The 23,498-nt window shown below is 66.2% G+C and carries 18 protein-coding genes; 16 read left to right on the forward strand and 2 right to left on the reverse strand.

Translation table 11 applies throughout. The features are described 5' to 3' along the window. Positions 1–33 precede the first annotated feature (33 nt). The 9 genes from VSR71_RS13450 to VSR71_RS13490 all read left to right on the forward strand — a co-directional run bounded on the left by VSR71_RS13450 (position 34) and on the right by VSR71_RS13490 (position 12,607). Positions 34–3,351 (forward strand): acetyl-CoA carboxylase family protein, encoded by a 3,318-nt coding sequence (locus VSR71_RS13450; RefSeq protein WP_342914353.1) that lies wholly within the window; start codon positions 34–36, stop codon positions 3,349–3,351. Between the two features lie 43 nt (positions 3,352–3,394). Beyond that, complete coding sequence (locus tag VSR71_RS13455; protein ID WP_342914354.1) at positions 3,395–5,866, forward strand: CoA transferase; 2,472 nt, start codon at positions 3,395–3,397, stop codon at positions 5,864–5,866. Between the two features lie 44 nt (positions 5,867–5,910). Next, entirely contained in the window at positions 5,911–6,939 is a 1,029-nt protein-coding gene (locus VSR71_RS13460) for a tripartite tricarboxylate transporter substrate binding protein (RefSeq protein ID WP_342914355.1), read from the forward strand. 195 nt (positions 6,940–7,134) lie between these two features. Beyond that, positions 7,135–8,481 carry an MFS transporter gene (locus VSR71_RS13465; protein ID WP_342914356.1) on the forward strand — a complete coding sequence of 449 codons (1,347 nt, stop codon included), beginning with the start codon at positions 7,135–7,137 and terminating at the stop codon, positions 8,479–8,481. Between the two features lie 85 nt (positions 8,482–8,566). Continuing rightward, positions 8,567–9,187: a TetR/AcrR family transcriptional regulator gene (locus VSR71_RS13470; protein ID WP_342914357.1), complete on the forward strand. Its 621-nt coding sequence runs from the start codon at positions 8,567–8,569 to the stop codon at positions 9,185–9,187. A gap of 157 nt (positions 9,188–9,344) precedes the next feature. After that, on the forward strand, positions 9,345–10,562 hold the full coding sequence (locus tag VSR71_RS13475; protein ID WP_342914358.1) for a YbfB/YjiJ family MFS transporter: 1,218 nt from the start codon (positions 9,345–9,347) through the stop codon (positions 10,560–10,562). A gap of 91 nt (positions 10,563–10,653) precedes the next feature. Beyond that, positions 10,654–11,769 carry an NADH:flavin oxidoreductase/NADH oxidase gene (locus VSR71_RS13480; protein ID WP_342914359.1) on the forward strand — a complete coding sequence of 372 codons (1,116 nt, stop codon included), beginning with the start codon at positions 10,654–10,656 and terminating at the stop codon, positions 11,767–11,769. Positions 11,770–11,799: 30 nt separating this feature from the next. After that, positions 11,800–12,222 carry a VOC family protein gene (locus VSR71_RS13485; RefSeq protein ID WP_342914360.1) on the forward strand — a complete coding sequence of 141 codons (423 nt, stop codon included), beginning with the start codon at positions 11,800–11,802 and terminating at the stop codon, positions 12,220–12,222. Between the two features lie 217 nt (positions 12,223–12,439). Next, positions 12,440–12,607, forward strand: coding sequence for a hypothetical protein (locus VSR71_RS13490; protein WP_165971435.1), 168 nt, complete (start codon positions 12,440–12,442; stop codon positions 12,605–12,607). Between the two features lie 48 nt (positions 12,608–12,655). Here the strand turns inward: VSR71_RS13490 and VSR71_RS13495 are convergent, their stop codons facing one another. Both VSR71_RS13495 and VSR71_RS13500 read right to left on the reverse strand, forming a co-directional pair. After that, positions 12,656–14,530 carry a hybrid sensor histidine kinase/response regulator gene (locus VSR71_RS13495; protein ID WP_342914361.1) on the reverse strand — a complete coding sequence of 625 codons (1,875 nt, stop codon included), beginning with the start codon at positions 14,528–14,530 and terminating at the stop codon, positions 12,656–12,658. Continuing rightward, positions 14,527–15,165, reverse strand: a complete 639-nt coding sequence (locus VSR71_RS13500) for a response regulator transcription factor (protein ID WP_342914375.1) — start codon at positions 15,163–15,165, stop codon at positions 14,527–14,529. The genes VSR71_RS13495 and VSR71_RS13500 overlap by 4 nt, the downstream gene beginning before the upstream one ends. Positions 15,166–15,908: 743 nt before the next feature. Between VSR71_RS13500 and VSR71_RS13505 the strand changes: the two genes are divergently transcribed. From VSR71_RS13505 to VSR71_RS13535, 7 genes are all read left to right on the forward strand, one after another. Further along, positions 15,909–17,369, forward strand: a complete 1,461-nt coding sequence (locus tag VSR71_RS13505) for an MFS transporter (RefSeq protein ID WP_342914362.1) — start codon at positions 15,909–15,911, stop codon at positions 17,367–17,369. Positions 17,370–17,442: 73 nt separating this feature from the next. Continuing rightward, the gene (locus tag VSR71_RS13510; RefSeq protein ID WP_342914363.1) at positions 17,443–18,522 is read left to right on the forward strand and encodes a porin; all 1,080 of its coding nucleotides are present in this window, start codon (positions 17,443–17,445) and stop codon (positions 18,520–18,522) included. Positions 18,523–18,562: 40 nt separating this feature from the next. Then, on the forward strand, positions 18,563–19,009 hold the full coding sequence (locus VSR71_RS13515; protein ID WP_342914364.1) for a (2Fe-2S)-binding protein: 447 nt from the start codon (positions 18,563–18,565) through the stop codon (positions 19,007–19,009). Next, a complete protein-coding gene (locus VSR71_RS13520) occupies positions 18,987–21,233 on the forward strand; it encodes a xanthine dehydrogenase family protein molybdopterin-binding subunit (RefSeq protein ID WP_342914365.1) in 2,247 nt (748 codons plus the stop codon). Before VSR71_RS13515 ends, VSR71_RS13520 begins: the two co-directional genes overlap by 23 nt. A 123-nt stretch (positions 21,234–21,356) precedes the next feature. Then, positions 21,357–22,067 (forward strand): TetR/AcrR family transcriptional regulator, encoded by a 711-nt coding sequence (locus VSR71_RS13525; protein WP_342914366.1) that lies wholly within the window; start codon positions 21,357–21,359, stop codon positions 22,065–22,067. 166 nt (positions 22,068–22,233) lie between these two features. Beyond that, entirely contained in the window at positions 22,234–23,049 is an 816-nt protein-coding gene (locus VSR71_RS13530; protein ID WP_342914367.1) for a TauD/TfdA dioxygenase family protein, read from the forward strand. 67 nt (positions 23,050–23,116) lie between these two features. Continuing rightward, a partial coding sequence (locus VSR71_RS13535; protein WP_342914368.1) for an alcohol dehydrogenase catalytic domain-containing protein occupies positions 23,117–23,498 on the forward strand: 382 nt, incomplete at its 3' end.

Genomic DNA, 23,498 nt, shown 5'->3' on the forward strand with positions numbered 1-23,498 from the left:
CACAGACATCGAAATACAAACGAGGAGACTGCATTGAAGAAGCTGTTGATCGCCAATCGAGGGGAGATCGCGCTGCGCGTCCTGCGCGCCGCACGCGATCTGGAGATCGGAACCGTCGCGGTCTATTCGCAAGACGACCAGGGCGCGTTGCACCGGATCCTTGCCGACGAGGCCATTGCCCTCGACGGTGCCGGGCCGGGTGCGTACATAGACATCGCGGGCATCATTGCCGCGGCGAAGGCATCCGGTTGCGATGCGATCCATCCGGGCTATGGATTCCTCAGCGAACGGGCCGACTTTGCCCAGGCCTGCCACGACGCCGGCATCCGCTTTATCGGCCCCACCGTCGAGCAGTTGGCGCTGTTCGGCGACAAGGGGCGGGCGCTTGAACTGGCGGCCGACAGCGACGTTCCGGTCATGCCGGCGACACGTGGCGCAGCCTCGCTCGAGGAAATCACCGGCTTCTTCGACAGGCAAGGCGGCGCCGGCGTGGTGATCAAGGCCGTTGGCGGCGGCGGCGGCCGCGGCATGCGCGTGGTCCGCCGACGCGAAGAGCTGGCTGAAGCCTATGCGCGCTGCCGCTCCGAGGCGGGCTCGGCGTTCGGCATCGATGCCGTCTACGCCGAGCGGCTGGTTGCCCGCGCGCGCCATATCGAAGTGCAGATTGCCGGCGACGGCGCGCACGTCATTGCCCTCGGCGAACGCGACTGCACCTTGCAGCGCCGCTTCCAGAAGCTGGTGGAAATCGCCCCCAGCCCGGTGCTCAAGCCGCAGTTGCGCGAGCAGATCATCAAGGCGGCGCTCAGGCTGGCGCGCCGCGTCAACTACCAGAGCCTGGGCACCTTCGAGTTCCTGGTCGAGGAAACCGAATCCGGCGAGCAGAAGGATTTCGTTTTCATCGAAGCCAATCCCCGCTTGCAGGTCGAGCACACCATCACCGAGCAGGTCACCGGCGTCGACCTGGTCGCGCTGCAGATCGGGATTGCGGCGGGGCAGACGCTCTCCGGTCTCGGCCTGGACCCCGCTGCGCCGCCGCAAGCCCGGGGCTATGCCATCCAGGTGCGCATCAACGCGGAGATGACCGACGCACAAGGCCTGGCGCGGCCGGCGCACGGCCGCCTGGAGCGCTTCGATCCGCCCTCGGGTCCCGACGTCCGCGTCGATTCCCATGGCTATGCCGGCTATGAACCGTCGCCGAACTTCGACACCTTGCTGGCCAAGCTGATCGTCAGCAGTGCAATGCCGAAATTCGACGCGGCCGTGCGGCGCCTGCAGCGCAGCCTGGCGGAGTTCCGCATCGCCGGCGTGCCGACCAACCTCAACCTGCTGCGCGCGCTGGCGCAGCGAGACGATTTCCTCGCGCAGGATGTCCATACCCGGCACTTCGAAGCGATCGTGCAGGAACTGACCGCATCGGCGGAGGCCATCGCGCAAGCCGGACGCGCGCAGGAGGCGTTGCTGGGCGGCTCGGCCGGCCCTTCGCACGCGCATGCGCCGCGCCATGCCGAGCCGGAAGAGGAAGTCAGCGAGGGCCTGGTGGCGATCCGCGCACCGCTGACCGGCAGGGTGGTGGAGATTGCCGTCGCGCTGGACGAGATCGTCAAGCCGGGGCAGACGGTCGCGGTGCTCGACGCCATGAAGATGGAGCACGCCATCGTCGCGGCATGCGGCGGGCGCGTGGTCGACCTGCGGCTGGAGCCGGGCGCGCTGGCAGCCGAAAACCAGGTGCTAATCGTACTGGAGCAGCTTGAGGCCGAAGGCATCTCCATAGCCGCCGCGCAGCAGGTCGATCCCAATGCGATCCGCGCGGATTTGCAGCGCGTACTGGACCGGCATGCCTACCTCGATGACGCCGCGCGTCCCGATGCAGTCGCCAGGCGCCGCTCGCGCGGGCAGCGCACCGCGCGCGAAAACGTCGCGGACCTGTGCGATCCGGATACCTTCGTCGAGTATGGCGCGCTGGCGCTCGCCGCGCAGGCTTCGCGCCGCAGCCAGCAGGACCTGATCGTCAACACCCCGGCGGATGGCCTGATCACGGGCATCGGCAATATCAACGGCGAACTGGTCGGCAAGGAGCGGGCACGCAGCGCGGTAATGGCCTACGACGCCACGGTGATGGCCGGAACGCAGGGCAAGCGCAACCATATCAAGACCGACCGCATCGTGGAGGTGGCGCTGCGCGACGAGCTGCCGCTGGTGCTGTTTGGCGAAGGCGGTGGCGGCCGGCCCGGCGACGTGGATTTCCCTTCGGTGTCCGGGCTGTACCAGCCGTCGTTCGCCGCCTTTGCCGAACTGAGCGGCAATGTGCCGGTGGTGGGCATTGTCTCGGGACGCTGCTTCGCCGGCAACGCGGCCTTTCTCGGCTGCTGCGACGTCATCATTGCCGACCGGTCGGCCAACATCGGCATGGCGGGACCGGCCATGATCGAAGGCGGCGGCCTCGGCATCTTCAGTCCCGAGGAGGTCGGGCCCGCATCGGTGCAGCATGCCAACGGCGTGGTCGATATCCTGGTCGACAACGAGGCCGAAGCCGTGCAGGCGGCCAGGCACTACCTGTCCATGTTCCAGGGGCGCGTGGCGCACTGGGGCGCGCCGGAGGCGCTGGCGCTGCGCCATGTCGTCCCCGAGAACCGGCTGCGCGTCTACGACACCCGCAAGGCCATCGAGGGCATCGCCGACGTCGGCAGCGTGCTGATGCTGCGCAGCGGCTTCGGCGCGGGCATCCACACCGCGCTGGCCCGCGTGGAAGGGCAGCCGGTCGGCATCATGGCCAATAACCCCTATCACCTTGGCGGCGCCATCGATGCGGATGCCGCGGACAAGGCATCGCGCTTCATGCAGCTGTGCGATGCGCACGGGCTGCCGATCGTCTCGCTGATCGACACCCCCGGGTTCATGGTCGGGCCGGAGGTCGAGGCCCGCGCACAGGTGCGGCACGTGTCGCGCATGTTCCTGACGGCGGCCAAGCTGCGCGTCGCCTTGCTGGCGGTGACGCTGCGCAAGGGCTACGGCCTTGGCGCCATGGCCATGGCGGGCGGTGGCTTCCGCTCGGCAAGCTTCACCGTGTCGTGGCCGACCGGCGAGTTCGGCCCGATGGGCCTGGAAGGCGCTGTCAGGCTGGGCTTCAAGAAGGAGCTCGAGGCGGTACCGGATGGTCCCGAGCGCAAGGCGCTGTTCGACAGGTTGGTGGCCCAGTCCTACGAGCGCGGCCACGCGATCAACACCGCGGCTGCGGTCGAGATCGACGCGGTGATCGACCCCGCGCAGACACGGAAGTGGATCGCACAGGGCATCGCATCCGCGGAAGTGCGCAGCCGCAGGGAGCGCCGCGGCTTCATCGATGCGTGGTAAGCGCCGTGCCTGACGAGTCCATACACAGAGCCAGGAGGCTTCCATGATCAAGCATGGTATTGACCCGGCGCAGCTGGCGCTGGGTGGGCTGCGCGTGCTCGAAGTCGGCAGCGGGCCGGCGCTGGCGTACGCGGGCAAGCTGTTCTCAGACTTCGGCGCCGAAGTCATCAAGGTGGAAAGCCCGGCCGGCGACGACTGGCGGCAGATGCCGCCCATGGTCAGCGCAGCGGGGGGCGCGCGGCCGGAAAGCGCGCTCTTTGCATGGCTGAACACCAACAAGCGCAGCGTCACCGCGGATGACGCAAACGCCGGGGACAGCGCATGGCTGGCCGAGCTGGCGAAAACCTGCGACGTGGTGCTGGACGCCCGTGCCCTGACCGAAGGCCCTGGCATTCTCGGCACACCGGTCTGGCAGCGCGCGGGCGATGAAACGCGGGGACACGAGCCAATCGAGGTGGCACTCACCTGGTTCGGCGAGAGCGGGCCGTACAGCCACTACGCGGGCGCCGAAGCCGTGTGCCGCGGGCTTGCCGGCGCCGTGCACGGCAGCGGCCCCGCAGACGGGCCGCCACACATGCCGCACGACGTGCAGTCGGCGATCGTAGTGGGGTTGAGCGCATTCTCGGCCGCCGTCGCGGCGCTGATCGGGAGCGGGCAGGGCAGCCGCCGCTATGTGCTGAGTGCCCACGAATCCATCTTCAGCGTGGTCGAGATGGAAGCGGGCATGGTGCAGGACAATCGCCATCCGCTCCAGCGCCTTGGCGTCAACCGGTTCTGCGGCACGCATCCGGCGGGGATCTACCAGACTGCCGAAGGCTGGATCGGCATCTTTACGCACACCCTGCCGCAGTGGAGGGGCCTGTGCGATGCCATCGGACGTCCGGACCTCGGCAGCGATCCGCGCTACGCAAGCGGCCCGGAGCGGATGGCACACGCGGACGACATCGACGCATTGCTGATGCCTGCGTTCCTGACACGCACGGCCCGCCAGTGGTTCGAGATCCTGGGCGACAAGAAGCATCCCGCCGTGGTCGTGCCCTCCATGGAGACACTGCTTGGCCAGGCAGTGCATCGGCAGCGGGGCGCGTTCGTACCGGTCGGCGTGGGCGAGGCATCGTTTGAAGGCCCGGTCGTGCCGCTACGCCTCGATGCGGCGGGTCCGCTGCCCGGTGGAAAGGCGCCGGCAAAGGGCGCGCATACCCTGCACTATCGGACCTCGGGACTGGATCATCGCCCGCGCCTGGAGCTGAGGCGAACGGCCGGCGAGCGCTTGCCGCTGCAAGGACTTCGCGTCGTCGACCTGACGATGGGCTGGGCGGGGCCGCTTGCGGCGAGGACGCTGGCCGACTTCGGCGCGGAGATCATCAAGGTCGAAAGCACCGCCTACCCCGACTGGTGGCGCGGTGCCAATTTCACCGAGGCGTTCTATCGGGACAGGCTGTACGAGAAGAACTCGAACTTCAACCTGATGAACCGCAACAAGCTGGGCATCACGCTGGACCTGACACGGCCCGAAGGCAAGCAGTTGCTGCTGCAGCTGGTCGAAGGCGCCGACGCGGTCATCGAGAATTACTCCGCCGAGGTCTTGCCGAAGCTGGGCCTGGACTACGAAGCGCTGCGCGCCAGAAACGAACGGCTTGTCATGCTGTCGATGCCGGCCTTCGGGCTCGGCAATGCGTGGAGCAATACCCGCGCCTACGGCGGCACGCTCGAGCAGGCCAGCGGGCTGCCGCTATACACGGGGCACCCGGATGGTCCGCCGGCGATGACGTCATACGCCTATGGCGACCCGATCGGTGGCCTCAATGGCGGCGCGGCGATCCTCCTCGCCCTGTTTGTCCAGCAAGCGACGGGGCAGGGGCGGCACATCAACCTGTCGCAGGTGGAGGCCATGTTGCCGATGGCCGCGCCGTTCATGCTGGAGCAATCCCTCTGCGGCACCGTATCGCCGCGCCAGGGCAATCGCCATCCGATGTACGCGCCGCATGGGTGCTTCCGTTGCGCCGGCGACGATGCGTGGATCGTGCTGACGGTGACCGACGCGGACTGGCCCGCGCTGTGCCGCGCGATCGGCCGGGCAGACCTCGCGGCCGATCCGCGGCTGGCGCAGGCAGCGGGCCGGCGCGCCGAGGAGGACAGGATCGAGCAAGCGATCCAGTCCTGGTGCCTGGCCCGCCACGCCGAAGAGGCAATGCACCTGCTGCAACAGGCCGGGATCGCCGCCGGCGTGGTGCGCCCCATGTCGCAGGTGCTGCAGGACAACCACCTGCGAGCGCGCGGATTCTGGCGTGAAGTCGAGCGCGCCCATATCGGCACCTACACGGCCAGCACTGCGTGGTTCAGGACCGGGTCGGGCCCCGTGCCCATCCGCAATGTCGCGCCGACACTGGGCGAACACACCGATGCGGTGTTGAGCCGCGTGCTTGGACTGAGCGCGGACCACATAGCAAGCCTGGAGCGGCAGGGCATCACCGGCACCGTCGCGAAGCCAAAGCAGGCGAAGGAAATGGCATAGGCGGCAATGTATTCAGGACACCACTATTACGATACGGAGACGACATGAACAAACCGACATGGATTCAGCGCTGCCACGCAAGCGCGAAGGCCGGCAAATTCAGCATGGCGACAGCCGCGCTGGGCATCTTGGCCACGATGATGGCCGCGCCGGCTGCGGCGCAGAACAATGGCTGGCCGAGCAAGCCGATCCGGATGATCGTCCCGTTTCCGGCGGGGTCGTTCACGGATACCGTGGCGCGGGTGCTTTCGGAGCGCCTGACCAGGTCCCTCGGCCAGCCCGTGGTCGTGGAAAACAAGGCCGGAGCGAACGGACTGATCGGTGTCGGCGAGGCCGCCAAGGCCGCGCCCGACGGGTATACCTTGCTGGTCACCAACTCCAGCAGCATCACCATCAACCCGCAGATCTACAAGAAAGGCACTTACTCGCCGAAGGACTTCACGCCGGTCACCCTGGTGCTTGAGGCGCCGTTCATCCTCGTCACCAATCCGGACTGGTCGCAGAAGAACTCGGTCGGTTCGGTACCGGAACTCGTGCGCTACGCGACACAGCATCCCGGCAAGGTCAGCTATGGCTCGGCCGGACCGGGCAATATCGCGCATCTCAGCTTCGCCATGCTGAACAACCGGGCGAAGATCAAGACCACGCACATTCCGTACAAGTCCGCAGCGCAGGCGCAACTGGCCGTGATCAGCGGCGAGCTGGATACGGCCTTCGACACCTGGACCGCGCTGCCTCAGATCAAGGCAGGCAAGCTGAAGCCCATCGCCGTCAGCGCATCGAAGCGCATGACGCAGTTGCCGGACGTGCCGACGCTGGAGGAGCTTGGCATTTCGCCCTTCAACGTGACCTTCTGGATCGGCATGCTGGCACCGGCCGGCACGCCGCCGCAGATCGTCCAGAAGCTTCATTCGGTCACGCAGGGGCTTCTTGAAGACAGCAAGGCGAAGACAGCGCTGGGCCAGCAAGGCGATGTCGTGATGATCGATCCGGCAAACTTCGCGAAGCGTGTGGAGAAGGAAGAGGGCAACTGGACGGCGGTGATCCAGCGCGAAGGCATCACGCTGGATTGAGCTGGCAAATGGCACGGCGGCGGACGGGAATCCTGCGCGTAATGTGCATACATATGAAGTGGCCTTCAGCACGTTGAAGCGTTTTACCGTATCGTGTCGGTCTGATGCTGCCTCTGGCGGCAACGGTAACCGGCAACGACAGTGTCCGACACAGCGCCCCTTCCATCCGCGTCTGCCGCCGCCGCAGACAACGCCATGACCGCGCGCGAGCGCCGCGGCATGGCTGCCATCCTGATCGCCGTCGCCCTGGCGACCCTCGATACCGCCATCGCCAATACGGCGCTGCCCTCGATCGCCGCCGACCTGCGCGCCACGCCGGCGGCGTCAGTATGGGTGATCAATGCGTACCAGCTCGCCATGGTTGCCACGCTGCTGCCGTTCGCGGCGCTGGGCGGCATCCTGGGGCACCGGCGCATCTATCTTGGCGGCGTCGCGGTGTTCACCGTCGCGTCGGTCGTGTGCGCGCTGGCTTGGTCGTTGCCGTCGCTGGCGGCGGCACGTGCGCTGCAAGGCATCGGTGCGGCCGCGATCATGAGCGTCAACACGGCGCTGATCAGTTCCATCTTTCCGATGCACAGGCTGGGGCGCGGGCTGGGATTGAATGCGCTGGTGGTCGGCGTGTCGTTCGCGGTGGGGCCGACGGTGGCGTCGGTGATCCTGTCGTTCGGCACGTGGCCGTGGCTGTTCGCGGTCAACCTGCCGATCGGGCTGCTGGCGTTGGGAATCGCGCACGGCGCGCTGCCGCAGACGCCGCGCGGCACGCAGGCTTTCGACCGGGTCGCGGCGCTGCTCAACGTGGTGGCCTTTGCCGCGCTGATCTTCGCGCTGGGCGAAGGCGCGCAGCGCGCGCCGCTGCACGAGTCGCTCGCGGCCGCCGGCGTGTTCGTGGTGGCGTTCGGCCTGCTGGTCTGGCGCGAACGCGGCCGGGCCGCGCCGATGCTGCCGCTGGACCTGTTCCGCCGGCCGATGTTCGCGCTGTCTACGCTGACCGCGGTGTGCTCGTTCGCGGCGCAGGGGCTGGCGTTTGTGTCGCTGCCGTTCTACTTCCAGCATGTGCTGGGGCGGGGGCAGGTCGAAACCGGGTTCCTGCTGACCCCATGGTCGGTGGTGGTGGCGCTGATGGCGCCGCTGGCTGGCCGGCTTTCCGACCGCTATCCGCCGGGCCTGCTTGGCGGAGTGGGACTGGCGGTGCTGAGTGCAGGCATGGTGTCGCTGGCGCTGTTGCCGGACAACCCCAGCGCGCTCGATATCGGCCTCCGCATGTGCATCTGCGGCGCCGGTTTTGGTTTCTTCCAGTCGCCCAACCTGAAGGCCCTGATGGCCAGCGCCCCGCGCGAGCGCAGCGGCGGTGCCAGCGGCGTGATTGCCACCGCGCGCCTGCTGGGCCAGGCCACCGGCGCCGCGCTGGTGGCGCTGTGCTTTGGCATCGGCGGAACGCACGGTCCGGGGCTGGCCCTGGCGCTGGGCGCCGCCTTTGCCGCGGTGGCTGCGATAGCGAGCTGGCTGCGGCTGGTCGCGCCGGACCCCCTGGCGCCCGCCTGACCCTCCTGAGGGCATGGCCTTGTTGTGTTTTGTATCGATCGATCTATAATCCGTTTCATAGCGAACGATACAAAACCGAGCGACCATGGCCAGACCCCGCAAGTTCGACGAACAGGCCGCGCTGACTGCCGCGCTGGAAGCCTTCTGGGCCCGCGGCTACGAAGCCACGTCCACGCGCGACCTGACCAGTGCCATGGGCATGACCCAGCCCAGCCTGTACAACGCCTTCGGCGACAAGCGCTCGTTGTTCCTGCTGGCGCTGGAAGGCTATGTCGAAGCCAGCATGCGCGAGCGGATCGGCCGGCTGGGCGCGACGCTGCCACCCGCAGCGGCGATTTCGGCCTACCTGTCCGAAAGCCTGGAGCGCTCGCTGGCGGATCCGCTGCACCGCGGCTGCCTGCTGGTCAATACCGCACTGGAAGCCACGCCTGACGATCCCGGCCTGCAGCAGAAGGTCGCGGACGCATTCGCCGAAATCCGCGCATTCTTCCGGGACCGGTTCGCCGCCGCCCAGCATGAGGGCGCGGCCAGCACCGGCGTGTCGGCCGACGAGGCTTCGGCACAGTTGCTGGCGACGCTGCTTGGCATGCGCGTACTGGCGCGTGCCGCCCCACAGCGCACATTGCTCGAGGCGGCTTTGCGGCCAACGCTGGCACTGCTCGGCCTGCCACCTCTGAGCACGGCCGCCGCGCCCGGCACCGGCTGATCTCCGCCACTACCGCCTGAATTTTCCCGTTGTAGTTCCCGGACACGCCACCTTGGCAGCGTGCCGGGCGGCTGCATGCCTTTTTTCCGGCGCCATGCCTGGCGCCGATGGCCCCGTATTGCCCGCCGCAAGGGCGGGGGCCAAACCGGAGATTCCCATGTCCAGACCTGCCGGCCTCAGCGCCGCGCCCACGGCGCCCGATCCTTTGGCATGGCGCGAGATCTACGCCGCGCTGTGCGGCCTGTGCGCCAGCCTCGTCGCCATCGGCCTGGCGCGCTTTGCCTACACCGCGTTGATCCCACCGCTGATCCAGTCGCACTGGTTCCCGGCCTCGCAAACCGTCGCGCTGGGCGCGGCCAATTTCGCCGGCTACCTCGCCGGCGCCTTGCTGGGCCGCCCGATGGTATCGGTCTGGTCCAGCCGCACGGTGCTGCGTGCGTTGATGCTTGCCGCCACGCTGGCATTCTTTGCCTGCGCATGGCCGCTGTCGGTGGCGTGGTTCTTCGGCTGGCGCTTTGTCTCCGGGCTGGCCGGGGGCGGCATCATGGTGCTGGTGGCAACCTCGATCCTGCCGCATATCCCGGCGCCGCGCCGCGGGCTGGCGATGGGCACGATCTTCGTCGGGCTCGGGCTGGGTATCGCCGCCTCGGGCACGCTGGTGCCGCGCTTGCTGCAGATCGGCCTGCGCGAGACCTGGCTTGGGTTGGGCGCCGTGGCGCTGGCGCTGACCGCGTTCAGCTGGTTCGGCTGGCCCGGGCCGCTGCCGCAATCCGGTACGGGCGCGGCGGCAAAAGCGCCGCCGGCCGGGGCGCGGCGCCGGCTGCAATGGCTCTACGCGCAATACGCGATCAATGCCTTCGGCCTGGTGCCGGCCATGATGCTGCTGGTCGATCTGGTCGCACGTGGCCTGGGGCGCGGCAGCGAGGTCGGCGCCTCGTACTGGGTGCTCTATGGCCTGGGTGCGATCGCCGGACCGCTGGTGTGCGGCTTTGCCGGCGAGCGCATCGGCTTCGGCGTTGCCTATCGCGTCGCGCTGCTGCTGCAGGGACTTGCCACGGCGCTGCTGGCATTGTCCGGCGATCCGCTTGCGCTAGGCGTGGCGGCGGTGGTCCTCGGTGCCTTCACGCCCGGCATTGCGCCGCTCGGACTGGGCGCGATCCAGGAGGCGCTGCCGCACGACGCGGCCGCGCAGCGCGCCGCCTGGAGCCATGCCACGAGTGCCTTCGCGCTGTTCCAGGCGCTGGCCGGCTACGGCTATGCGTGGATGTTTGCGCATTCGCATGAGAACTACGCGCTGATCTTCGGCTGCGGCGCGGTGGCGCTGGCACTGGCGCTGGTGCTGAGCCTGGCCGGCGGGCGCCGCGCGGCACCGTGAACGCCGCCGGCAGCAATCCCGGCATCGACCTAGAATCCAGATTCCCCCGGCCCCGCTGCGGGCCGGCACGACCTGCAAGGAGCTGCAACGCATGAGCCATCTGTTCGAACCGCTGGAAATCGGCAACCTCCGGCTCGCCAACCGCATCATCATCGCGCCGATGTGCCAGTACTCGGCGCAGGACGGCAACGCTGGCGACTGGCACATGATCCACCTCGGCACGCTGGCGCTGTCCGGCGCCGGCATGGTGATCGTGGAAGCGACGGCAGTCTCGCCGGAAGGCCGCATCACGCCGCAGGACCTGGGCCTGTACTCGGACGACAATGAGGCGGCGCTGGGGCGCGTGGTGCAGGCGATGCGCGCGCATTCGCCCATCGGCATCGCGATCCAGCTTGGCCATGCGGGACGCAAGGCCTCTAGCCACGCGCCGTGGGACGGCGGGCAGCAGATCGCGCCGGATGCGCCCGGCGGCTGGCAAGCCGTGGCGCCGTCGGCGGTGGCGCATGGCGACGGCGAAGTGCCGCCGGCCGCGCTCGACCGCGCCGGCATGGACAAGGTGCGCGACGACTTTGTCGCGGCGGCGCGGCGCGCGGCAAGGCTCGGGCTGGATGGCATCGAGATCCATGCCGCGCACGGCTACCTGCTGCACCAGTTCCTGTCGCCGCTGGCCAACCATCGCGATGACGAATACGGCGGCAGCCTGGAAAACCGCATGCGCTTTCCGATCGAAGTCTTCGACGCGGTGCGCGACGCGTTTCCCGCGGAGCGGCCGGTGTGGATGCGCATTTCGGCCACCGACTGGGTGCCGGGCGGATGGGACATCGAGGGCACCGTGGCCTTGTCCAAAGCAGTGAAGGCGCGCGGCTGCGCGGCGATCCACGTCACTACCGGCGGCGTCTCGCCGCAGCAGGCGATCAAGCTCGGCCCGGGCTACCAGGTGCCGTACGCACAGCGCGTCAAGGCCGAAGTCGGGCTGCCGACGATTGCGGTGGGCCTGATCACCGAGCCCGAGCAGGCCGAAGCGATCATCGCCAACCAGGAGGCCGATGCCGTCTCGCTGGCGCGCGCCATGCTGTATGACCCGCGCTGGCCATGGCATGCGGCCGCGCGGCTGGGTGCCAGCGTCCATGCGCCCAAACAGTACTGGCGCTCGCAGCCGCGAGAGCTGAAAGACCTGTTTGCCGGCGCCGCCTTCGGGCAGCGCTAGGCCCACGACATGTGAAAGGAGGGTAGTGCCATGAAGCCTCGCATCACGCTAGTCACGCTCGGCGTCGACGACCTGGAGCGCGCCGTGCGCTTCTATCGCGACGGACTGGGATTGTCCACGCCTGGCATTGTCGGCCAGCAGTTCGAGCACGGCGCGGTCGCGTTCTTCGACCTGCAGTCCGGGCTGAAGCTGGCGCTGTGGCCCCGCGCGAGCCTGGCGCACGACGCCGGGCTGGCGGTGACACCGCGGGCAACCACCGATTTTTCGCTGGCCCACAACGTCGGCGACAAGGCGGAAGTCGATGCCGTGATGGCGCAGGCGAGCGCGGCAGGCGCCAGCGTGGTCAAGCCGGCGCAGGACACGTTCTGGGGCGGCTATGCCGGCTATTTCCAGGATCCCGACGGGCATCTGTGGGAGGTCGCCTGGAACCCGGAAATGCTGCCCGCCGGCTGACCTGCCGCGCCCGTCTTGCGGCGGCGCACCAGTCGTGGTGCGGCGCCGCAAAGGGATTTCCATGATTGCCACGCCCGCGCGAACTCCCGACTATCCTTGCTAACAGACAGCCATAAGCATGGCGGCGGAGCGGCCCCCACGCAGTGCCTTTGCATCACGCTTCGTCGGCAGACCACCGAAGTAAAGCAATAAGAACAAAATGGCAAGGGAGACATCCATGCAAGTCTATGACAGCCTGCTGTATGTGACTGCGATGGTGCTGGTGTGCTTGTATGTGTATCTGGGCGTGCTGTCGCGCAGTGCCGCGATTCGCCTGGGTTCGCCGGCGATCGTCGCGGGACTGGTGCTCGCCTATTCGCTGTCCCCGCTGCATTCGGGCGGCTGACGCCCGCAGCGGTGCGTGGCCCTCCGGCCTGACGCGGGAGGGTCCTGGCTATTCAGCCTCGGCCTCTGCCTGGCCGTGGCTTGTCTCGCCCTGCACGTTCTGCTCATTCTGCGCGTTCTGCGCGGGGGCATCGCGCAGCAGCATGTCGATCGCCGCGTGCAATTCCTGCGGAACCACCGGCTTGTGCAGCAGCAACGTGCCTGCCGCATGGGCGGTACGCAGCCGGTCCGCCGCCGTATCTCCCGTGATGATGATTGCCGGCACATGGCGGCCCAGCCGCTGCCGGATCGCGTCCAGCGCTTCCTGGCCGGTGCGGTGGCCGCGCAGGCGGTAGTCGGCAAGCACCAGTGCAGGCTGGAACGCCGCCAGCATGGCCAGTGCCTCCTCCTCGGATTCGGCCGTGCGGCAGTCGCATTGCCATGCCCCCAGCAGTTCCGACATGGCGGTGCGGATCGCTTCGTCGTCGTCGATCACCAGCACGCGCAACCCGTCCAGGCCACGCGGTGCCAGCGGGTGCGGCGTCTCTTCCGGCGTGGTCCACGCCATCGGCATGCCGAAGCGGAATACCGACCCGCGCCCGGGGCGCGAGCCCAGCGTGACGTGCGTGCGCATCGTCCGCGCCAGTCCCTCGACGATGGCCAGTCCCAACCCCAGCCCCTTGCGCTGGTCGCGTTCCGGATTGCCGAGCTGGTGGAACTCGCGAAAGATCTCGCGATGCTGCGCGGCGGGAATGCCGATGCCGGTGTCCCATACCTCGATCACGGCGTGCAGCCGGCGCTGGCGGCACGCCACCAGCACGCCGCCCTCTTGCGTATAGCGGATCGCATTGGCGATCAGGTTGCGCAGCACCAGTTCGAGCAGCGTGGGATCGCCGTACAGCGTGGTGGTGGTATCGCGCGTGCGGTACACCAGCCCGCGCGCATCCGCCTGCGGCGCGAATTCGTTCTCGAGCTTGTGCAGCAGCGGCTGCAGCCGGAACGGCCGCGGCCGCGGCGTGATCACGCCGGCTTCGAGCTTGGAGAAGTCCAGCAGCGAGTTCAGCATCTCGCGCGCGGCGCCGGACGATGCTTCGATATGCGCCACCAGCTGGCGCTGGCGCGCATCCAGCGCGGTGCGGCCCAGCGACACCAGGAACAGTCCCATCGCATGCAGCGGCTGGCGCAGGTCATGGCTGGCCGAGGCCAGGAACACCGACTTGGCGCGGCTCGCCTGCTCCGCATCGTGCTGCGCGGCCTCGGCACGTGCGGTCTGTTCGCGCAGCTGCGAGATCAGCTCGACGTTCTCGAAGCGCAAGGCGATCGAATGCCGCGCCACGCGCGAATAGTTGCGCGCGAACATGATGAGCACGAACAGGTACAGCGGCGTGCCGAGGAACATCGGCAGGTATTCGATATCGCCGGTGGCCAGGAACGCGATCCAGACCGGCACGATCGACGGGACAAAGAAGCCGATCGCCACCGGCAGGCAGGCGGAGAACACCGCCAGCGCCGCCGCGCTCATGCCGGCGATCAGCGACAGCACGCAGATCACCACCGCCGGCATGCGCACGTCGAGGTAGAGCCATGCCACCAGTCCCCACAGCGCGCCGATCAGCGCGAGCATGGCGGTCATGCCGCGCGCATAGCGGTCCGCGCCTGCCTCGGTCAGCCGCCCGGCCAGCGCCAGCCGCCCGAAGTACGCCACCGCGCAGGCCACTGCCATCGCGCAGGCCCAGGGCAGCGCGCCGGGGCGGTCGCCCGACAGCGTCAGGCCCGCGCCGAGGATAAAGGCCGCCAGCGAGCAGCCCAGCATGGCGATGCCGAAGCTCTGGTCGATCAGCGCCATCTGCGCGGCCAGCAGCCGCGGCTCGTCGAAGCGCGGCAGCAGCCGCAGGCCGTGCTGGCAATCTCCCCGTGCGCGCGGCGGCGTCTTGTCCGCGTTCATCGCGCCGCCTGCACCAGCCCGCGGCGCTGCGCTTCCAGGATGGCTTCGACGCGGCTGACTACGCCGAGGTGGTCGAGGATGGCGGCCACATGGACGCGCACGGTGTTTTCGGACAGGCCCATATGGTAGGCGATGACCTTGTTGGAGCGGCCCAGCGTCAACTGGTGCAGAACCTCCAGCTGGCGCGGCGTGAGTGCGCTGGCGGCATACGGCGCCGGCGCGGCGGCACGTCCGGCTGAACTGGCGTCATCGGAGAAATACGTGCCGCCAGCCAGGCAGCAGGCGATCGCTTCCTCGATCTCGCGCGCATCGGCCGACTTGGGCAGGAAGCCGGCAATCTCGCGCCGTATGTCGGCCGGAATGATTTCCAGTCCGGAGGTGCCGGACACAATCAGGATGCGCGCCGCGGGGAAATGCCGCCGCAATACCTTGACGCCTTCAAGGCCGTTCAGGCCGGGCATCTGGATATCGAGCAGCAGGATATCGACCGTGGCGCCGGCGTGGTCCTGTACCGCCTGCATGACAGAGCCGGCTTCGATGATCTGGCCGACGCTCGGACTGTCGGCCAGGACCAGGCGCAGGCCGGTGCGGAACAAGGTGTGGTCGTCGATCAGCAGAAGGCGGGCGTGTGGCATGGGAACAGGCACCGCGGGCAGCCGGCGCAGGTCAGTCTGGATGCCGTCGCAGCGGGCACGGGCGACAGACATTGGACAAGAATCCGCGGCACTTGTCCATGCACCAGATGCGTGAGCGCGACTAGTCCGGAAAGATTATTGGCCCTGCGCCGTGCCAGTGCGAAGATCCTCTCCGTGGACAGTTCCGCGACGTGTCCATCACCACTTTTCGTTACCCACTACCACCCGGCTGTGGGTATTTTTTTGACTCTTCGCCGCCTTCTGCGAAAACCAATCGTCGCCTGCCGGTCCGTCTTCCGCCGCGACGCATGTCCTCCTCTCGGACGCCAACGTCGCGGCTCGGCCATCACCGAAGACCGTCAGCCGCGGCCTGCCCGCCACCGCGACTTGGCTCCCGGCTCGTCAGCCCCTGCCAAGTGGCTTATCAGCGTCCGCTTGCGACGCTGGCGCAGTCCTTCAAACGCGCGTGCGTAAGAGGGATGATGCCGTGGCGTACGCCGCTGTAGAGGAAAACACCTACAGCGAAAGGCAGCGTGTTACACCTATTATTGCCATCAGTGGCAATTAAGTGATGCGGCAGCGAGGTGGGAGCAAGGCTTTCCGCGCGTCGACGCAGGTCATTCCACGTGTGCTGGCAGCGCAAGCGTGCACGCGCATACGCCGGTCTGTATGGCACAGCGATATAACTTCATTCTGTTGGAGCATGCATGAGTACGTCGGGAACAAAGATCACAGGAAGCAAAATGGAGCTATTGCCCGACCACGCGGAGTTCAACGCACCTGCGCCGGCTGGCGTGGGGCGGAGCGATGCTAGCGTGGTCGAAGCCGAAGCGGGGCGCATCGTGGCTGAAGTGGAAGCCCTGCCACTAACGCCTTTGCATCGGCTAGCACGCGTCATCGTGGGGAGCGCCACCTTTTTCGATGGCTTCGACGTTCTCGCCATTGCCGCCGCGCTGCCTGTGCTGATCAAGCTCTGGTCGCTGTCGCCGGAGCAGGTTGGCATCATCATTTCCGTCGGCTATCTCGGCCAGCTCATCGGATCGCTCGGATTCTCGTACCTTGCTGACAAGTTCGGACGGCTGCGCTGCGCCAGCCTGTCAGTGGCATTGTTCGCGTTTGGCAGCCTGGCATGCGCTTTCGCGAGTGGGCCTGCGAGCCTGATGGCCTATCGGTTTATCCAGGGTCTCGGGCTTGGTGGTGAGTTGCCTGTCGCCGCGACTTACATCAATGAGCTGGCGAAGACCGAGCATCGTGGCCGGTTCGTGCTGTTCTATGAGCTGATCTTTCCCATCGGGCTATTTGCCGCGAGCCTGGTAGGCATGTGGGTCGTGCCGAATATCGGGTGGCAGGCGATGTTCTTCCTTGGGGCGTTGCCGGCATTCATCGCGCTGTGCATGCGTCGCTTCCTTCCCGAGTCGCCCAGGTGGCTGGCGTCAAAGGGGCGCTTCCGGGAAGCAGATGCCGCGCTGGATCGCTTCCGGAAATCTGGCAGGAGCGCCCACACGACGGGCCAACCGGCCATTGCGCAACAAGCGCACCAGCCGGTGGTGCGGCAGGAGCAGCCGGCCACCTGGCGGAGCCTGTTTCGCCCGCCGTTGTTGCGCAGGACCTTTGTTCTGGTCTCGCTGTGGTTCGCCGGCGGCTTCGTGACGGCCGGTGTCACGGCCTGGATGCCCACCATCTATCGCGAGGTGCTCCATGTCGACCTGGCTACCGCGCTCAAGTATGGAACGTACACATCGCTCGCGGGCATCGTCGGCTCGGCGTTCTGCGCGATCGCGATTGACCGGTTCGGGCGTCGCCGGTGGATGACCGTGACCTGGCTCTGTACGGGCTTTGCCATGCTGGCACCCATTGTCTTTGCGCCGATGACCGCTGCCATGACGACTTTCTGCATCTCCATGGCCTTCGGATTTGCGGCTGCCGCGTTTATCGGGTGTTACGTCTATACGCCGGAGTTGTATCCCACCCGGATCCGCACCTTTGGTGTCGGCGTATCGAGCGCAATGCTGCGGCTGGCTTCCATCATCTGTCCGTCGATGATCGGATGGTTCGTCGCGCGGGGCACGTTGTCCACGTCTTACGTTGCCATCGCCGGGGTCGCATTCTTTGCGGCGCTTGCCGTGGGGCTCTTCGGCGAGGAGACGACCGGACGGACGCTCGAGGACACATCTTCGGTTCCCCAACCAGATCAAGCGGCTTAAATTTGCCTTTAATTGCCACAAATGGAAATTGGTGATGGGCAAGCGACCAGTTCAAACCTTCAGGCGGGTTGATATGAAATACAGCATCGTCTCAGCGCTAATGCTCGGTTGTGCCGACGCGGTGTTCGCGCAGAGCCAGGTCACGTTGTACGGAAGTGTCGATACCTCGGTTCCATGGATCAGCAACATTCGCGGCAACAGCACGGTGCGCATGGACGGCGGGATCTCGCAGCCCGATCTCTTCGGCCTGCGTGGATCCGAGGATCTTGGTGGTGGCATGAAGGCCATCTTCCAGCTGGAGAATGGCTTCCTGACTGATAGCGGTTCGATGATCGCAGCGGGAAAGCTATTCAATCGCGCCTCCTGGGTCGGCCTGGCGGGCGGCATGGGCACCGTCAAGCTCGGACGGCAGGTCGATTTCGTGGCGGACAAGCTTGGCCAGTGGAGTAACGGCTATCAGTTGTACAACTTCTATCTGTATCACCCCGGCAATCTCGACGGGCTGTCGAGCCAGTTCCCCGTTGACAACGCCATCACGTATGCATCGCCGCGTTTTGGCGGTTTGCAGGTCAGTGCCATGTATGGCTTGGGCGAGGTGCCGGGGAACAGCAGCGCCAGGCGCACCTACAGTGTTGCCAGCACGTATGACGCGGGCAGGCTGAGCCTTGCCGTTGCATATACCGACGCCAACGGTCGTGCCTTTGACATCGCAGGTACCACCGGACTTCCGAGTGCCCTTGGCCGGGGCCTGACTCCCGGCTCTGCCATGCCAATCGATTCGTTCAAGGCAGGCGGGATTGGCGGAAGCTATCGCTTTGAATCCGTGCCACTTGCGCTAAATGCCCTGTACTCCCGCTCGACGCTGAGGGCGGGCGCGGCGGAAGGGACCATGAATGCAGCCGACCTCGGCCTGACCTGGCAGGCCACGGGCGCGACCGCGGTCACCTTTGGCTACTCGTTCAGCAAGTTCGAGAAGACCAAGTGGCATCAGTTGCATCTCGGGAGCATGTACGCCTTCTCCAAGCGAACCCACGCCTACGCGTTCTGGACCTACCAGCACGCCGTCGACGGCCTTGCCGCGATGAACGTCGTCGGGGTGTCCTCAGGGCGGAACCAGTCGGTGGTCAGTGTCGGGATACATACGTCGTTCTGAGCCGGCAGCGACCGGCCAATCGGCACACTGGAGATATGACATGAAGCTCTTGCTGAACGCGAAGCGCGTCGCGTTTGACGGCGACCTCGAAACCCCTTTGCTATGGGTGATTCGGGAACACTTCAAGCTCACCGGCACCAAGTTCGGATGCGGCATCGGCATGTGTGGCGCGTGCACGGTACACATCGACGGGGTGCCGATGCGATCCTGCTCTGTTCCGGCCAAGGCGGCCGAGGGCAAAGCCATCACCACCATCGAAGGATTGTCCAAGGACAGGTCTCATCCGATCCAGCGGGCATGGATCGACAAGGATGTGCCGCAGTGCGGGTATTGCCAGTCGGGGATGATCATGTCCGCGGCGGCACTTCTGAAAAGCAATCCGGCACCCACGGACGAACAGATCGACCAGGCGATAACGAACCTGTGTCGCTGCGCAACCTATCATCGCATTCGGGAGGCTATCCATGGCGCTGCCTCAGGCAAATAACGAGAACGCCGGGAGCCAGGTGAGTTCGCCGCGACGCCGGCGCCTGCTCAAGGGCGCTGCAGCCCTGCTGGCACTGCCGGCGGCGGGAAGCCTGGCCATACGCGTGATGTACCCGGCGAAGGAGAAGGGCGCCGGCAAGGCTGCCGCGGAAATCGAGGTCAGCGACTGGATCTGGATCGAACCGTCCGGCCACACCATTGTCGGGGTGTCGCAATGCGAGTTCGGGCAGGGCATCTATACGGGCTTGCCACAAGTGCTCGCCGACGAGATGGATGCGGACTGGGAGAACATCTCGGTCCGGTTCGTCACCGGACGTGACGCGTATCGGAACGATGCCGGGGAAGAGCCGTTGCAGCAGTACACCGGCGCTTCGATGTCGATGACTTACTTCTATGAGCGGATGCGCCTGGCCGGCGCGCAAGCCAGGGATGTGCTGGTGCGGGCCGGCGCAAGGCGGCTGGGGGTGCGGTCCTCTCAGTGCATCGCCCGGGCCGGGCGAGTCATTCACCCCGCGACCGGACGCAGCCTGGGCTACGGCGAGGTGGTTGGCGATGCCACAACGCTGCGCATCAATCCTCGCCCGCGGATGAAGGTTCCGTCGGAGCAGACGCTGATCGGAAAGAACCTCCGCCGCGTGGATACACCGCCGAAGGTCGACGGCAGTGCGATCTTTGGTATGGACATCGAAGTGCCGGGGATGCTGCTGGGCGCCGTGCGCATGGCGCCGAGCGTGACCGGAAGCGTCGTACGCATTCGCAATGAAGCCGAGATTCGGCAGCGGCCGGGCGTGAAGGCCATCGTCACCACGTCGCTGTGGCCGGTGGCAACACCCAACACCGTTATCGTGGTGGCGGATTCCTACTGGATCGCCAAACAGGCTGCGGATGCGCTGGATATCGAATTTGATGCCGGTGTTGCCAAAGGCGTGTCGAGTGAGCAAATCACCAGGCAGTTCCTGGAGGCGCTCGGCAGCACCAATGCTCCGGTAGCCAGAAGACTCGGCGATCCCGAGGCAGCTCTCGACGCGAAACGCAAGCAACCCGTCATTGCCGCCGACTACCAGTCGCCTTATGTCACGCATGCCACGATGGAGCCGGTGGTCGCGACGGCGCACTTCCGGGAGAGCGAGATCGAACTGTGGGGGCCTTTCCAGGGACAGGACTTCCTGCGCGGCGAAGTGGGCAGGGCATTCGGGCTGCCACCCAACAAGGTGATCGTCCATACCGTGTACCTCGGCGGCAGCTTCGGCCGGAAGTATTTGCCGGATTTCGCGCTGCATGCCGTGACGGCGTCCAAGGCGGTGGGCCGGCCAGTCAAGGTGATTCGTTCGCGGGAAGACGACACGCGGCATTCCTACTACCGGCCTGGTGCCGCCGGGCGCTTCCGCGCGGTGCTGGATGGCACTGGCATGCCGGTCGCGATGCACGCAAGGATTTCCGGGCAATCGCTCTACGGTGTCATCAAGCAAGACAAGATGGCGGCAGCCGGCGGATGGGATGAGACCATGGTCGAGTCGATCTACGATCTGATCTATCGGGTCCCGAACCTGCTGGTCGATGCGGTCGATGTCAAGCAACCGATTCCGCTGAGCTTCCTGCGCAGCGTGGGCAGTACTTCCAGCGTGTTCTTCCTGGAAAGCTTCATCAGCGAACTTGCCACAGCGGCGCAGATGGATGACTACCAGTACCGGCGCAGGCTGCTTGCCGGCCAGCCACTGGCCGTCAGGGTACTGGACGCAACCGCAAAGGCCGCCCAATGGGAGCGTGCGCCGGCGCCAGGCGTCTTCCGCGGCATGGCCTTCAATGTCTATACGGGGCGCGGCGAGGGCTTCCAGACTTTCGTTGCGCTTGTGATCGAGCTTCAGGTGGTCGAGGGCAAGGTCAGGCTAAGGCGCGCGATCTGCGGCATCGATACAGGCCGGCCGGTCAACCCCGGGCTGATCCGGGCCAACGTCGAGGGCGGCATCGGCTTTGCACTGACCAACACGTTCAAGAGCCAGCTTACCTTCGAGCAGGGCGCTGTCCGGCAGAGCAGCTTCCATGACTACCCCTTGCTGCAACTGGCGGAGATGCCTCCCGTGGAAGTCGTGATTCTCGACAGTGACCGGCCGCCGCAAGGCTGTGGTGAGGTTGTGCTGGGACCGACCGCGCCCGCCGTCGCCAGCGCCATGTTCCGAGCGACCGGGAAGCGATTTCGGTCCATGCCGCTGCCCCAGTCGGTGTAAGCCCATGTCCAGGTGCCGTATGCACATCATGATGTTGATAGAATGCCGGGATGCAACTGGGACCGCGGTCCCATGCATTGCGACCTCAGTGTTTGTTCCCGATCCGCGACCCCCTCCAGCAATATGGCAACGAAGATTCCAACCAAGCGCGCAGCCTCGACCGGCAATCCGGCGCCGCGCCGTCGCGTGAGCGGACGGCCCACCGGGGAGGATACGGTGGGCAAGCAAGTCATCCTCCAGACCACGGTTGAATTGCTCAAGACCCGGCTTCCCGAGCAGTTGACGATCCTGGAAATCGCAGCGGCAGCCGGTGTCGCGAGGACCCTGGTTCGCTACTACTTCGGGGATCTGCAGGGCTTGCTGCGCGAGGTTACGGAATACCTGATGGCCCAATTGCAGGATCGCATGGAACTGGTGATGCGCATGCAGGGCTCGGTTCGCGAACGCGTGCATCAGCGCTTGCTGCTGCGCCTGGAGTTCATGCAGGAGCATCCGCATTTCGAGCGGCTGGCACTTGGCGAGATCTACCACGGCAAGGACACCGCAGAAAACGAGGCGGCGGGAAGCGCGCTGCAAAGGATTACCAAGCGCGGCCTGGAACTGACTGACATGATCCTCGAGGATGCGCGCAGCGCCGACCTCGACGCCAGGTACGTGCACCTGCTGATACTCAGTGTGTCGGCGTTTATCCCGACCGCGCAGCCGTTGCTCCGCCATCTCTTCGGCACCGGCAAGGAATGCGACCGACAGGTGGACAACTATCTTGAATTCGTGTCGGGCATGATTGCCGACGCTATTGACCGGCAACCCGGACGCTCGAATCCACGCAGATAGATCGCAGCGCGACGGCTCGTCAAGTTCTGGATTGACATTTGCAGTGAGGTAGGCGGGTAACAGGTAACGGCCCTTGACCGGGTCTTGCCGATCGGACTAAACTGATTTTAATTGCCACGTGTGACAATTAAAATCTCGATAGAGCAACATGAGGAAGGGACAACGTATGAAAATCGACAATCTCACGCCGGCAATCGGCTCGGAGATTCATGGGATCAACCTTGCCGATCCTGACCAGGTCGATCGCTATGCGGACGACCTGCGAACCATTCTGGCTGAGCGTCAGGTGATCTTCTTCCGGGATCAAGTGCTGAGCCCGGACGCGCAGGTTCGCTTCGCAAAGGTCTTCGGGCGCGTGGAGCCGGTGTCATCGACGTTCCCCGCGCATCCGGAGAATCCGCACGTGGAGCTTCTTGTCAGCCAGGGGACGCGAACGGGCACGGACATCTGGCATGCGGACCTGACCTGGCAGAAATCTCCGCCTGCTGGTGCGTGCCTCTATGCCGTGGAAGTACCGGAGACCGGCGGCGACACCATGTGGGCAAGCATGACGGCAGCCTTCAATTCGCTGGCGCCTGCGATGCAAAGCTATCTGCGAGATCTGCGGGCAGTCCACAACTGGGAGGCACCGGCATTGACCGACAACCTCCGCAAGCGCGATGAAACCGGGGCGCTGTACCGCGCGATCCGCGAAAAGTATGCGCCCATCGAGCAGCCGGTCATTCTTGAGCATCCTGTCACCGGCGATCCGGTGACCTTCGTCAATGCGCTCTATACCACCCATATTCGCGATGTGACCAGTGATGAGAGCAGTGCGCTGATTGCTTTCCTCAGCGGCCTGGCGAAGGTGCCGGAGTGGCAAGTGCGATTCCGATGGAGACAGGGGTCTGTCGCAGTGTGGGACAACATCGCCACACAGCACTACGCAGTCAATGACTACCACCCTGAGCCGCGGCGCATGCATCGCGTCGCTATCCGTTAGCGGTTGACAGCTGACGGATGACGCAACCTCGATTTCCTTTCAACCGATTAATCGACATCTCGTAACCATGAAGACCAAAGCCGCCATCGCCTGGAAAGCCGGCGCCCCGCTGACCATCGAAGACGTGGACCTGGACGGCCCGCGCGCCGGGGAAGTGCTGGTGGAAGTGAAGGCCACCGGCATCTGCCATACCGATTACTACACGCTGTCGGGCGCCGACCCGGAAGGCATTTTCCCGGCGATCCTGGGCCATGAAGGCGCCGGCATCGTCACCGACGTCGGCCCCGGCGTGACCTCGCTCAAGCCCGGTGACCACGTGATTCCGCTGTACACGCCGGAATGCCGCCAGTGCAAGTTCTGCCTGTCGCGCAAGACCAACCTGTGCCAGGCGATCCGCGCGACGCAGGGCAAGGGCCTGATGCCGGACGGCACCTCGCGCTTCTCGCTCG

Origin of the sequence: Cupriavidus oxalaticus (assembly GCF_038900635.1) — a bacterium.
In the GTDB taxonomy this organism is placed as follows: Bacteria; Pseudomonadota; Gammaproteobacteria; order Burkholderiales; family Burkholderiaceae; genus Cupriavidus; species Cupriavidus oxalaticus_B.

What these genes read in the sequence shown, in the direction of transcription:
- VSR71_RS13455 (WP_342914354.1), top strand. Translation starts at nt 3,395, where the DNA reads ATGATCAAGCATGGTATTGACCCGGCGCAGCTGGCGCTGGGTGGGCTG.
- VSR71_RS13460 (WP_342914355.1), top strand. Translation starts at nt 5,911, where the DNA reads ATGAACAAACCGACATGGATTCAGCGCTGCCACGCAAGCGCGAAGGCC.
- VSR71_RS13465 (WP_342914356.1), top strand. Translation starts at nt 7,135, where the DNA reads ATGACCGCGCGCGAGCGCCGCGGCATGGCTGCCATCCTGATCGCCGTC.
- VSR71_RS13470 (WP_342914357.1), top strand. Translation starts at nt 8,567, where the DNA reads ATGGCCAGACCCCGCAAGTTCGACGAACAGGCCGCGCTGACTGCCGCG.
- VSR71_RS13475 (WP_342914358.1), top strand. Translation starts at nt 9,345, where the DNA reads ATGTCCAGACCTGCCGGCCTCAGCGCCGCGCCCACGGCGCCCGATCCT.
- VSR71_RS13480 (WP_342914359.1), top strand. Translation starts at nt 10,654, where the DNA reads ATGAGCCATCTGTTCGAACCGCTGGAAATCGGCAACCTCCGGCTCGCC.
- VSR71_RS13485 (WP_342914360.1), top strand. Translation starts at nt 11,800, where the DNA reads ATGAAGCCTCGCATCACGCTAGTCACGCTCGGCGTCGACGACCTGGAG.
- VSR71_RS13490 (WP_165971435.1), top strand. Translation starts at nt 12,440, where the DNA reads ATGCAAGTCTATGACAGCCTGCTGTATGTGACTGCGATGGTGCTGGTG.
- VSR71_RS13495 (WP_342914361.1), bottom strand. Translation starts at nt 14,530, where the DNA reads ATGAACGCGGACAAGACGCCGCCGCGCGCACGGGGAGATTGCCAGCAC.
- VSR71_RS13500 (WP_342914375.1), bottom strand. Translation starts at nt 15,165, where the DNA reads ATGCCACACGCCCGCCTTCTGCTGATCGACGACCACACCTTGTTCCGC.
- VSR71_RS13505 (WP_342914362.1), top strand. Translation starts at nt 15,909, where the DNA reads ATGGAGCTATTGCCCGACCACGCGGAGTTCAACGCACCTGCGCCGGCT.
- VSR71_RS13510 (WP_342914363.1), top strand. Translation starts at nt 17,443, where the DNA reads ATGAAATACAGCATCGTCTCAGCGCTAATGCTCGGTTGTGCCGACGCG.
- VSR71_RS13515 (WP_342914364.1), top strand. Translation starts at nt 18,563, where the DNA reads ATGAAGCTCTTGCTGAACGCGAAGCGCGTCGCGTTTGACGGCGACCTC.
- VSR71_RS13520 (WP_342914365.1), top strand. Translation starts at nt 18,987, where the DNA reads ATGGCGCTGCCTCAGGCAAATAACGAGAACGCCGGGAGCCAGGTGAGT.
- VSR71_RS13525 (WP_342914366.1), top strand. Translation starts at nt 21,357, where the DNA reads ATGGCAACGAAGATTCCAACCAAGCGCGCAGCCTCGACCGGCAATCCG.
- VSR71_RS13530 (WP_342914367.1), top strand. Translation starts at nt 22,234, where the DNA reads ATGAAAATCGACAATCTCACGCCGGCAATCGGCTCGGAGATTCATGGG.